The 11,586-nt window shown below is 47.5% G+C and carries 15 protein-coding genes; 6 read left to right on the plus strand and 9 right to left on the minus strand.

Going from position 1 to position 11,586, the window contains the following annotated elements; translation table 11 throughout:
• Nucleotides 1-20: 20 nt before the first annotated feature.
• Together ACLHR0_RS17315 and lgt are read right to left on the minus strand one after the other, a co-directional pair.
• Complete coding sequence (locus ACLHR0_RS17315) at nt 21-962, minus strand: CobW family GTP-binding protein (protein ID WP_436488216.1); 942 nt, start codon at nt 960-962, stop codon at nt 21-23.
• A complete protein-coding gene (lgt, locus tag ACLHR0_RS17320) occupies nt 955-1,785 on the minus strand; it encodes a prolipoprotein diacylglyceryl transferase (RefSeq protein ID WP_436488218.1) in 831 nt (276 codons plus the stop codon). The genes ACLHR0_RS17315 and lgt overlap by 8 nt, the downstream gene beginning before the upstream one ends.
• Nucleotides 1,786-1,887: 102 nt before the next feature.
• Here lgt and ACLHR0_RS17325 point away from each other — a divergent pair, with 102 nt between their 5' ends.
• From ACLHR0_RS17325 to ACLHR0_RS17340, 4 genes are all read left to right on the plus strand, one after another.
• On the plus strand, nt 1,888-2,688 hold the full coding sequence (locus tag ACLHR0_RS17325; protein WP_436488220.1) for an MBL fold metallo-hydrolase: 801 nt from the start codon (nt 1,888-1,890) through the stop codon (nt 2,686-2,688).
• A gap of 132 nt (nt 2,689-2,820) precedes the next feature.
• Nucleotides 2,821-3,282 carry a PA2169 family four-helix-bundle protein gene (locus ACLHR0_RS17330; protein WP_429049725.1) on the plus strand — a complete coding sequence of 154 codons (462 nt, stop codon included), beginning with the start codon at nt 2,821-2,823 and terminating at the stop codon, nt 3,280-3,282.
• 106 nt (nt 3,283-3,388) lie between these two features.
• Entirely contained in the window at nt 3,389-3,997 is a 609-nt protein-coding gene (locus ACLHR0_RS17335; RefSeq protein ID WP_436488223.1) for a Crp/Fnr family transcriptional regulator, read from the plus strand.
• A gap of 49 nt (nt 3,998-4,046) precedes the next feature.
• Nucleotides 4,047-4,748 (plus strand): alpha/beta fold hydrolase, encoded by a 702-nt coding sequence (locus ACLHR0_RS17340; protein WP_436488225.1) that lies wholly within the window; start codon nt 4,047-4,049, stop codon nt 4,746-4,748.
• Here ACLHR0_RS17340 and ACLHR0_RS17345 read toward each other — a convergent pair.
• On the minus strand, nt 4,745-5,611 hold the full coding sequence (locus ACLHR0_RS17345) for a DUF4349 domain-containing protein (RefSeq protein WP_436488227.1): 867 nt from the start codon (nt 5,609-5,611) through the stop codon (nt 4,745-4,747). The two genes, ACLHR0_RS17340 and ACLHR0_RS17345, sit on opposite strands and share 4 nt — an antisense overlap.
• A 123-nt stretch (nt 5,612-5,734) precedes the next feature.
• Here ACLHR0_RS17345 and ACLHR0_RS17350 point away from each other — a divergent pair, with 123 nt between their 5' ends.
• Nucleotides 5,735-6,145 (plus strand): helix-turn-helix domain-containing protein, encoded by a 411-nt coding sequence (locus ACLHR0_RS17350; protein ID WP_370907509.1) that lies wholly within the window; start codon nt 5,735-5,737, stop codon nt 6,143-6,145.
• Here the strand turns inward: ACLHR0_RS17350 and ACLHR0_RS17355 are convergent.
• From ACLHR0_RS17355 to ACLHR0_RS17375, 5 genes are all read right to left on the minus strand, one after another.
• Entirely contained in the window at nt 6,113-6,598 is a 486-nt protein-coding gene (locus tag ACLHR0_RS17355) for a hypothetical protein (protein ID WP_370907510.1), read from the minus strand. The genes ACLHR0_RS17350 and ACLHR0_RS17355 overlap by 33 nt on opposite strands.
• A 212-nt stretch (nt 6,599-6,810) precedes the next feature.
• Nucleotides 6,811-7,620, minus strand: a complete 810-nt coding sequence (locus ACLHR0_RS17360) for a hypothetical protein (protein ID WP_436488229.1) — start codon at nt 7,618-7,620, stop codon at nt 6,811-6,813.
• A gap of 14 nt (nt 7,621-7,634) precedes the next feature.
• Nucleotides 7,635-8,720, minus strand: a complete 1,086-nt coding sequence (locus ACLHR0_RS17365) for a Gfo/Idh/MocA family protein (protein WP_370907512.1) — start codon at nt 8,718-8,720, stop codon at nt 7,635-7,637.
• A 68-nt stretch (nt 8,721-8,788) separates the two neighbouring features.
• Nucleotides 8,789-9,247 carry a YhcH/YjgK/YiaL family protein gene (locus ACLHR0_RS17370; protein WP_436488232.1) on the minus strand — a complete coding sequence of 153 codons (459 nt, stop codon included), beginning with the start codon at nt 9,245-9,247 and terminating at the stop codon, nt 8,789-8,791.
• Between the two features lie 71 nt (nt 9,248-9,318).
• Complete coding sequence (locus tag ACLHR0_RS17375) at nt 9,319-9,984, minus strand: GDSL-type esterase/lipase family protein (RefSeq protein ID WP_436488234.1); 666 nt, start codon at nt 9,982-9,984, stop codon at nt 9,319-9,321.
• A gap of 66 nt (nt 9,985-10,050) precedes the next feature.
• Here ACLHR0_RS17375 and ACLHR0_RS17380 point away from each other — a divergent pair, with 66 nt between their 5' ends.
• Entirely contained in the window at nt 10,051-10,458 is a 408-nt protein-coding gene (locus ACLHR0_RS17380; RefSeq protein ID WP_436488236.1) for a YrdB family protein, read from the plus strand.
• Here ACLHR0_RS17380 and ACLHR0_RS17385 read toward each other — a convergent pair.
• Nucleotides 10,455-11,438: an ABC transporter ATP-binding protein gene (locus ACLHR0_RS17385; protein ID WP_370907516.1), complete on the minus strand. Its 984-nt coding sequence runs from the start codon at nt 11,436-11,438 to the stop codon at nt 10,455-10,457. The two genes, ACLHR0_RS17380 and ACLHR0_RS17385, sit on opposite strands and share 4 nt — an antisense overlap.
• Nucleotides 11,439-11,586 lie beyond the last annotated feature (148 nt).

Consider the following 11,586-nt stretch of genomic DNA (forward strand, 5'->3'; position numbering starts at 1 on the left):
TACCTGATTTTTCCATAAAATTATTTTCTCAGCGCCGGCGTGAGTATCCGGTGGATAGTAGGTGTTTTTAATTCTTTCCCGATAAATACCAGTGTGGAAGATGGAGTGGCAGTACCCCACTCTCCTGCCGGTTGTATGTGCAGGTACTTCCCGGTAGATTGTACCAGCATTTTTTCAGGCGTGTCCTTTACCCGGATATACCCTTTGATACGGTATAGCTGGTCCGGGTAAGCATTGAAATGAAAATCCAGTACAAATACCAGCATGTTCAGATCAAAGGCTTCCGGCGATTCAAACAATACCGTGTTCACTTTATGCGGATGCTTCACCGGCGCAACAGCCGAAACAGCGGCGCCTACCGGCTTCTCCGGGAATTGCAATTCCTTCAGGGCAACAGACCCATCTTCTGAAGTGGTGATAAACGCCAGCGGGTTCATTTGCTCCAGCTGTTGGGAAAGATAAATCAGTTGCGGTAGCGCCAGCTGCTTTATTTTATTGATGATGATTACGTCTGCACAGGAAAGTTGTTTACCGGCTTCCGGCACCTGTTGCAATCTTTCAAAAATATTTTCCGCATCCACCACACAAACGGTGCTCGCAAGCGCGTAATGCCGCTGCACGTCGGGCATGTGGAACATACCAATGATGTTGCCTGCATCGGCAATACCGGTGGTTTCAATAAATACATGATCCGGCCGCTCTTCTTTTTGCAGGATGTTTCCCAACACCTCCAGCAGATCGTTATCCAATGAGCAGCAAATGCAGCCGCTGGTGAGTTCATACAGCTGGTCTATTTTTTCGGTGATCAGGCCGGCGTCTATATTCACCTTTCCAAACTCATTTTCGATCACAATATTATTATGCCCAATGAACTGCCGCAATAAACTGTTCAGCACAGTGGTTTTGCCCGCTCCGAGGAACCCGGTCAATATATACACCTTGATACGCTCATCCCTATCCATATCTCTGCTTATAAAAAATTAAAAAATAAATACCTAACACAATCAATGGGAGGCTTAATAACTGTCCCATATCCAGCAGGCGGCCGGCTTCAAAAGCCACCTGGTTTTCTTTCATAAATTCGATCAGGAAGCGGGCGCTGAATACACCCGTCAGCAGCCAGCCAAACAGTTTACCAGGCTCCGGGCGATTCCGGTACAAAAACCACAGCCATCCAAAAATGAGCAGATATGCCAGCGCCTCGTACAGTTGGGCAGGATGCCGCGGTATATCATCTACCCTGGTAAATACCACGGCCCATGGCAGCGTGGCCGGCGTACCGATAATTTCGGAATTAAAGAAGTTGCCAGTCCTGATAAACGCGCCTGCCAGCGGCACTACCAGCGCCAGGTGATCCAGCAGCCACATAAGCGGCACCCGGAAACGGTAACTGAAAAGTATGGAAGCCAATACAATCCCGATGGCCGCGCCGTGACTGGCCAGTCCCTGGTAGCCCGTAAAAGTAAACTGGCCACCCGAAAAGGTAAATGGCAGGATGATCTCCCAAAGATGTTCCCGGTAGTATGCCCAGTCGTAGAACAAACAATGGCCGAGGCGCGCCCCCACCAACGTACCGGTGATGATATATACCAGCAGCCGGTTCAGCATTTCGGGCGACTGCCGTTCCCGCCGGAATACATACAGCAATATCATATACGAGGCCACAAAAGCCAGCATAAAGCCCAAACTGTAGTACCGCAGCGCAAAACCGCCGATACGGAAAATTTCAGGGGAAACACCCCAGCGTAAAAAGAGCATCAGGATCAGGTTCGTTATGTCCTGCAAACATAATAAAACAAATATAACAAATAAAATAATTTGCAACAATGTTGCATATCAAAATACCCATCTCAGCAAATCTCGACTTGAAATTTTACCTTTGCCCACATGTCGCTATTTATTACATCATTGAATTCGGGAAGCAACGGAAACTGTTATTACATCGGGAACGACAGTGAAGCCGTGCTGGTAGACGCAGGGATTTCGTGCAGGGAAACCGAAAAACGGATGGCCCGCCTGGGACTTACCATGAGCAAGGTAAAAGCGATATTTATTTCACACGAACACATCGACCATATCCGGGGCGTAACTGTGCTGGCAAAAAAGTACCGCCTGCCGGTATATATTACCAACATGACAATGATACATGGCGGCCTCACCCTGGAAGAACAGCTGGTGATGTCGTTTAACCCTTACGAACCGGTACAGATTGGTACCCTGTCGGTAACCGCTTTCCCTAAACATCACGACGCTTCCGAGCCCCATAGTTTTATTGTAGCCGGCAACGCGGTAACCATCGGGATCTTTACCGATATCGGCGCTCCCTGCGAGCATGTGATCCGCCATTTTCAACAATGTCATGCCGCTTTCCTGGAAGCGAACTACGACGAAGAGATGCTGGACAAAGGCAGATATCCTTATTACCTGAAAAAGCGTATCCGGGGCGGGAAAGGACATTTATCCAATAAACAGGCCCTGGAAATATTTACTACCTACCGGCCACCTTTTATGAGTCATCTCCTGCTGGCCCATCTTTCCAGGGATAATAACAGTCCTGCGCTGGTACAGGAACTTTTTGACCAGCACGCTAACGGCACGCAGATCGTGGTAGCTTCCCGTTTTGAGGAAACGGCCGTGTACCACATTTCCGTCCGCAATACCTGCGAAGTTCTGCCACAGAATGATTAAACGCTTCTACACTTCTTTTTTTACTTTATAAAAGCACTTTACCGCTTCTCCCTTGCCAGTAGCATCATTCCACTGCCGGCCGGTACTGGTATGCTTTATGGTGGATACCTGGTACATCTAAAAAAAATTACCATGGAAACTATCACACCAACTGCCACTAACGAGGTATTGAACGACCTGATTGCCATCAACAACGATCGCATTGCAGGTTATGAAAAAGCGCTGAAGGAACTGGAAGAAGGTAATGCCGATCTGAGACCTCTTTTTACCGATATGATTGCGGAAAGTCACCAGCTCAGAAATGCACTCGGTAATGAAGTACAGGCCAACGGCGGAACAATGGACTCCGGTACCACAGCCAGCGGCAAACTTTATCGTGCCTGGATGGATGTAAAAGCAGTATTCACCGGCCATGACCGTAAAACAGTGCTCTCCAACTGCGAAGCCGGGGAAGACGCTGCACAACGGGCCTATAAAGATGCGATAGAACATGAAACGCTGCCCGCTTACATCAAGGAACTCCTGACACAACAAAAAGCAGAGCTGAGACGCTCGCACGACCAGATAAAAGCATTACGGGACCAGGCTAAGTAAGACAACTAGTATATCATCAACCTGCAGCAGGGGACGTATCCCTGCTGCTTTTTTTTGGGAAGAAAAATAACGGTGAATCATTATCTTGCAGGCAAACAATGCCGCTATGGATCATGTATTGCCCGCCTGGTATGACCGGCTCATGAAAAAATACCCCGTAGTAACCCGGGCAGAGTGGCAGTTGCTGGATAACATTGCCACCGTAAAGCACATAAAAAAAGGAGACGTCTTCCTGAGATACGGCAAAGTAGCCCGCTACTCCGCCTTTGTTATATCCGGCATGTTCAAATTCGCTATCCTGGATGAAGAAGGAAATGAGAAGATCGTAAAATTCGGCTTTGCAGATGATTTTCTCGCCAACTGTGAAAGCTATAATAGAAAAGCGCCTTCCGCTATCAGCATTATTGCCGTGGAAGACGCCGTAATTTTGAGAATAAATATCAAAAAGCTGCAGCCCCTGTACGACCTGCACATGAACCTGCTGCATGTAAACCTGCAGCTGTACCAGGAACTGCTGGAACAGCAGTCCGAACACCAGTACATCCTTTCTTTAAAAAGTCCGCTGCAGCGTTACCGGTTCCTGCTGGAACGGCGCCCCGCCATCATACAAAAAGTATCACTCACCAATATTGCACGGTACCTGTATATCAGCCGGGAAGCGCTGAGCAGGGCACGGTTGTTCCTCCTGGACCGGACCCGTAATTTTTGTGACTGAGATCACGGCCGCCCAATTTTTCCCGTAATAGTTTTGTATCAAAAAAGATATGAAACAAAGCATGATCTTATTGCACGGACTTTTCGGCGGACTTAGTAACTGGGAAGGCGTTGTTACACATTTTCAGCCGCATTACGATATACACATCCCACCTCTTCCGATTTACAGTGCGCATACCGGCGACCAGCTGGGATACCTCGTCGATTTTCTTGATCAATACATCCGGGAGGCCGGGCTCCAAAACGTAATCCTGGTGGGCAATTCATTAGGAGGGCATGTAGCCATCCTATACACACACCGCTTTCCTGAACGGGTAGCCAGGTTAATCCTCACGGGCAGCTCCGGTTTGTATGAAAATACCAGCATGGGTAGTTATCCTAAGCGGGGCAATTATGCATATATAAAAGAACGGGTGGCCTACACTTTTTACGATCCTGCAGTTGCTACCGATGCATTGGTGGCAGAAGTATTTCAAACTACTACTGATGCACAGAAATGCATCTGCATTGTAAGGATGGCGAAATCTGCCAACCGTAATTATGTAGCGGCGATACTACCGGAAATTCCTGTGCAAACATTATTGATCTGGGGAACGGAAGATAAAATTACTCCGCCGGAAGTAGCCCTGGAATTCAGACGTTACCTGCCGCATGCCACCCTGGTGATGATAGACAGGTGTGGTCATGCGCCCATGATGGAGCGACCGGCGGAGTTTAATAAAATACTGGGAACGTTTCTTACTAAAGGTTAATGCTTACGTAATAATAATTTGCGGTAGGCCAGCCAGCCCAATGCACCTGCCAGCAGGAAAGGCCATAACTGTATAAAGAAAAGCAGGATGTTGCGGAAAATTTCAGCGCCATTGCGCAGGGCCACCAACAGCTCTGTGCCAAAGCCGGCGCGGATTACACGGTCCGGATTGATGACCACTTGCTCATCGGTTACCTGTGGCTGGAACAATTGCACCGTGAAAGTAGAATAAGCCACATCATCGAGGATTACGAGGTTATCCATCTGCCGGTCGATGGCAGCAGCGGCTTTCTGGTCTTTGTACTCCACCACATCCAGCGTGGTTCCTTTCTTTGCAGGTGTAACCTTACTGAGCTGCGCTTCCTGTGTTTCCTGGCGCTCATTCTTCAACGCATTGGCCAGGTACTTCAGGGTCATATCCTGGTCTTTCACCACGCGGTGATCAATAAACCCTGCGGTGGCAGTGAGTGAATACACTACTGAGTCGAGGTGTTCCACTGGTACCTTCAGTGTGAGGTTGGCAGTGGGCGTGTACAGCTGAACACTCTTCACCGAGTCGGTGGAATAAGGCACGCTGAAATGTTGTACGGATTCATTCTGCAGGTTGCTTTCCACTACAATTCCGCCCAGGCGCGTTACCAGTTGCTCCATACGGGAGGTAGCCTGGAACACGTCACTGACGCGGCACCGCACATCGGCGGACTTTACTCTTTTGCGGGAAGCGGAATTCAATTTTGTGATGTCGTTGGAGAAAGACGTAGAATCAGCAGTAGCTGCATAGTCTCTCATTTCTTTGTTCATACCTCCCTGGCAGGCACACAGAGCCAGCAGGGGTATACCCAGGTAATAGAGTGAAAAGCGCATAACAGGAGAATTTAACCTTTATACAACAGACGCAGAAAAGGTAACCTTTCAGAAATGTTAAAGTGGTTGTGACGGATTACATGATAACCTGATTTAGTATCTTTAGGTAAGATATAAAATACCATGCCCGTACTTCCTCAGAAATATCAGACCAGGAAAGCAGCAATTACTGCTGACTTTATTGCTGCGGTGAATGAACACATCGACCAGGTGATGGATGGCCGCATAGACCAGATGTATCATATCAAGGATTTTGCGCGCCAGTTGTATATTCACCCGGTGCATCTCAGCAATACTATTAAGTTACACACCGGTCATGCACCGTGCTACTTTTTTGAAATGAGATTAATGGAAGAAGCCAGGAAGATGCTACAGAATCCATCGCTCACGGTGACGGAAATTGCCACCAAGCTAACATTCGACAACTCCAATTTTACTAAATTTTTCAAACGGTTTGAAGGCGTTACGCCGTCCCAATATCGGCTGCAGCATGCGGCTGCCTCAGAGGTAGCGTTGCAGGTAAATGGGCTTTAAGAAGTAATAATTATTCAGGGGCTTGTTATCGAACAGGTCGCCATCGTCAAAATAAAACCCGTTAGTGAACTCTGTTTTGGAGTTGAGTTGTATTTTACCGGTGTTGTGCTCTACTATAAAATACACGGGGATGATCACATGATACTTACCACTTTTCCCGGTAAATTTATTCCATTTAATATCCAGTTCTTCCAGCCTGAAAAGGCGTGGTTTCAGGTTTCCGGCTACATTGGTGGAGCAATCCAGCTTGGTGATCACACCATGATCCACTTCTGCTTTCAATGAAAAAGCGAGGCTGGTAGCACCTCCCTTCATGGGCACGAGGGCTGAATCCATAAACCGGCTTAGCTGCTGATAAGTGTCGTTGAAAGAAGGGGTTTGGGCTTTGGAGCTGATACCGGAAAAAAGAATACCTATGTGGAGGAAAATGATATAGAAACAGTTAAATCTCATAATATCAGTTTTTCATCTGGAATAACGTTCACGCCTATCCTGTTTTTACTGCATAGTTAAGTTACGATTTCTTCCGGCTAAAAAGATCGCAGGCGTAGAAAAAATTCAATATAATTGAAAGGCACGAGGTTGCATATGGCAGGTAAATATTATTTAAGAGCTGTTGCCTTTCTCCCGGCGGAGCTGAAGGAGAAAGACAACAACAGAGATGTTTACACACTGGCCGGCTGCGGTATTGCCGCCTTCAGCTTTTTACGGTGCAGGTAATGCGCGATCCCTATCTCCAGGCAGGGTATGGCGAGGATGAGCAGGAAAGTGATCAATACACCTTTTTGTAATCCTTTCAGGAAATGATCTACCTGGATAAGGGCAATATTGATAAACAGGCCCCCGTTGATGATGGCAGTAATTTTTGTTTCCATAAGATCCGCACTGACGCCCTCTTCGAGTCCTATTTTTTCCGAGAGCATTTTGCGGATGTATTTTTTCATGGTGTAGGCAATGCCCGCACCTTTGGTGGTGCGCAGCATAAAGGCAGCCAGTTTGCCCTGTACGCCTTCTTTGGCGGCTTGCTGCTCCAGCGTAGTGCCGTATACGTTATAGATCAGGGTGCCGGCGGTGTCAATCAGCTGGTTGGTGGTGAGCTTTGATAGATCAGCGGGGCTCCCGTCCGGATTGCGGAACAGGGATTGTATGGCTGCGGATGCCTGTTCATCAAATACTGCCGGTACATGCTTTGAATATACGCCGGCATGCATTTTTACATCTTTACGAAGACTATTAAAAAAGCCCCATTTAAAAGCAAAGAACCCTGCCAGCAGCGGCAGCACAAAAAACCAGCAATAAGCAATAATGCGGAGCGCTTTATTGGAACGTGGCACCAGTATAAATTTCCGCAGTACAATCACCAGTACTACAGCGATAATAAAGGCAGTGAGGCCGGCCAAAAAGGCTCCCCACATAAATTTTCCGGGGTTGGTAAATTCTCCGATGAGGTTAAAGTAGTTAACAACAGATTTCATGGGGTTAATTTTTATCAGAATTTAATAGTCTTCCCTGTACGGACCGACTCGCGGGCAGCTGCCAGGATGCGCACCACCATTACATTATTGGCTGGTGCATACAATCCGTCTGCCGGCATGGTTACTTTACCATTCAGCACGTCTATCAGGTAGTTGAACGGATCCTCATACACTGGTATATCCGTTGCCGTTATACGGCGCGTGATGGCGGGCGACCGTTCACTATTGCGTTGAATAAGGGTATTCTTATCGGCGGCAATGAGATAGCCTTTGTCGCCATACACTTCCATATCCTTCCGGCTGAAGCTCCAGTTCCACGACGCCTGGATGGTACACTGCGTATCGCCATAGTCCACCAGGATAGTGGCATCATCTTCCACTTTGGGATACACCTGTGGTTTAAAGTGACGCGCCACCGCGGTAACGGATACGGGCAAACGATTTTTCATGAGATGGGTCATGAGGTTGGCGCCGTAACAGCCGAAGTCCATGAGTGCCCCGCCGCCGTTCAGCACCGGGTCGGTGAGCCAGTTTAGGAATTCCGGGCCGCAGCCAATTTCTTTAGGTCCCTGGTGGCCGTCATTTACCGTCACCTTTCTCACTTTGCCGGCGTAGCTGCTATCTTCCAGCAACTGGAAGGTTTTGGCTACGGACGGATACCAGCTCGTTTCATAATCGGTGAGCAGCTGTACCTTGTACCGGCGGGCCAGCGAGTCCATATACACCGCGTCGGCCACAGTAGTAGCCAACGGTTTTTCCACCATAATATGAATATGCCGGGGTGCGGCGGCCTCCACCACTTCCCGGTGGGCCTTGATGGAGCCAAATGCCAGCACTGCAGCGGGTTTCACCGCATCCAGCATTTTACCGAGATCCGTATAAAAGATATTTTCAGGAAGATGATATTGCCTGGCCCTCAATTTAGCGACGGCCGTATCAGGCTCATAGATGCCAGCAATCTGGATGTCCCCTTTGTCAGGGCGACCAAGAATAAAAGCCGCATGCCCATGTGATACACCGGCAACGGCTACACGCAGTGGCTGGGCTATGATGCAGCCAAACACATGCATCAGCAGGAAAGTAAAAATAACAGAACGCATCCCTAAATCTAGGAAATATGTGCAGCTTTTAATAATAGAATAGATAAACGGTCAATGACCATCAAAAATTACAGGCTCACTGCTATTTTAATGACTACCTTTTTTACCGGTATAGGCGTGCTTACCTTGATGTTGGGCATGTGCAGGTCCGTAGGAAAGAAAATGGCAAACATGCCCTTTTCCAACCGGGAGAAAAACATCGGATGCTCTGCAAACAACTGGTAGTCCGCAGTTTCATCATATGCTTTGGAAGGCGCCTGTTCACGCAGGAAGTCGTGGCCAATCAGTTCAGAACCTGACACCATATACTGGATATCGATGTACTTCTTATGCGCTTCCATTTGCTCCGTGGAAGCGTCTACGGTATCATATTCATTGACAATAGCGAAGATATTGCTTCCATCGATTTCGTACTTCCCCTTTTCCAGGCCGGCCAGGTCTGTTTGTGCCAGGTACTCAAAAGCCTTGATAAATTTAACTCCCAGGCGATAGTAAAGATGGGCATTCTGCAGTGTATCCAGTATCATGTTTTGTAAAAAGGTGTTAATAAGGCGGCAAGATACTTTTTTTTCTATATACCAAACCTTCCGGCGCTCATCTACTTCTTTAACAGGTGAGGCTGAACAGCTTTCTCCCAGATGGCGTATCCCTTTTTATTCATGTGCAGCATATCATTGAGAAACAGCTCCTCGCGCGACTTCCCCGTTTTGTCGAGCATCAGCGAAAAGATATCGACGTATACGATATGTTTTTCTTTGGAGATGTAATCTTTGATCAGTGCATTCGACTGCTTCACTTTCTCCACGTACTTCACCCGGGAAGGACTGGGTTTCATAGAAATATACAACAGCGGTGTTTCCGGCAGTTTACTTCTGATAGTTGTATACAGCACTTTAAATCTTTGCAGCAGGGAATCTGCGGTGGCTTTCTCATCCACTATATCATTTTCTCCTACGTAGATCACTACCTGGCGGGGATGATAGGGAAAGATAATATCGTTGGCAAAATAGGTGATGTCGTTGGTAATGGCGCCGCCCACTCCCCTGTTCAGCACTACATAGCTGCTGAAATTCCTTTCCAGGTCGTCCCATTTCCTGATGGAAGAACTGCCCACAAACAGGATCGGATGTTCCGGAGGCGCATACATCTTATCAAATTCCTTGATGGTATTAACATCCTTCGCAAAACGCATGGGTGATTGGGCAAACAGGGATCCGGTTACGTGGAGCAATGTAAAACTCAACAGGAACAAATATCTTTTCATAACGATTTAATTTTTCAGCGAGCTTTAAGATAAACGAAAAATATTTAATTTAGAACAAACTATTACATGAATACCCATCCTGTCAACTTAGCCGTACGTTTTCTGCTGGAAATTTTAATGCTGGTGATATTGGGTTACTGGGGCTGGCGCCTGGTTAACGGATGGTGGTCTTATGTACTGGTGGTGGCGTTTCCGCTCACTGCTGCAGTGCTGTGGGGCGTATTCCGCATCCCCAACGATCCAAAGGCAGCGCCGGTAGCTATTCCCGGTGTAGCGCGACTGCTACTTGAACTTTTCCTGTTCGGATTGGCGGCGTGGGCATTACACTCATTGGGTTATCTGCGCGAAAGCATTGCACTGGCAGTAGTGGTGATTATACACTACGCCGTATCCTGGGACAGGACCTGGGTGATGCTGCAAAACAAACCCTACAACGGGTTTGCTGGCAAGAAGATCATGGGAATAAAACCTTAGATATACCAAACGGTTTCGGGCGCTACGCTTATATTCACCGCTGCGCCTTTTTTCAGGCCGGCATCCGTGGTTTTGATGGTCACCACTTCATTTCCCAGTGCCACTTCGGCTTCAAAGAAACTGCCATAGTAGGCGATATCACGGATCTTGCCGGGCACAGCATCTTTTTTTGCACGAACAATTCTGAAGTCCTCCGGGCGGATAAAGATGCTTTTACCATTCAGTGTAATGCCGGGCAATCCGTCCAGCACAGCGGCTTTCCCCGGGGAAAGGAGATTATATTTTCCAAATAACCCGGCTACATATTCATTCACCGGCTGGTTATAGATTTGTTGCGGAGATCCCTGCTGTACAATTTCCCCGTCTTTCATCACCAGTATTTCATCTGCCCAGGGCAGGATATCCATCGGATCGTGGGAAATCAGCATCACGGTGATACCGAGCTTATCGCCTATATCACTGATCACTTTTTTCAGGATGCTTTTATGGATCATGTCCAGGTTGGAATAGGGCTCATCCAGCAAAAACAGCCTGGGAGAAGAAATGAGGAGTCTTGCCATGGCAATGCGTTGCTTTTCACCACCCGACAACTGATCTGTTTTTCTTTTGAGCAGATGTGAAATCCGGCAGATGTCGTAGATCTCTGCGGCTTCTTCATCGGTGAGCTTATTGGCATAGGACAGAATTTCTTCCACCCGGTAATTATTTCTCAGTTCAAAATGCTGGGAAAGATAGGCCGTGCCGGGATGCCCTGGAATCAATACTTCCAGCGCTCCTTTCACACGTTTGCCTTCAAACATCACCGTACCGGCATCTGCCTGGGCCATGCCGCCCACAATTTTCATCAGGGTGCTTTTACCGGAGCCGGTTTCGCCCGCGATCACTATTTTCTGAAATGCGTGTTGTGTGAAGCTGACATTCTTTAAAATATAAGCGCCGTGCAGTTCCTTGCTGATGTTTGAGACTTCGAGAAAATTCATTCGCGCAAATTAATAAAAATAGCGGAGTTTGTCTTTCTCAGGATTACGCTGATTTTGCTGATTAGCTGGATTTTTACTTTTGGATTTATAAAGGATTACGGGAGATACAAGCGAATATATCCGCTTGTATCTCCCGTAAATATTATTA

This window comes from Chitinophaga sp. ARDCPP14 (assembly GCF_051362515.1).
Taxonomy (GTDB): Bacteria; Bacteroidota; Bacteroidia; order Chitinophagales; family Chitinophagaceae; genus Chitinophaga.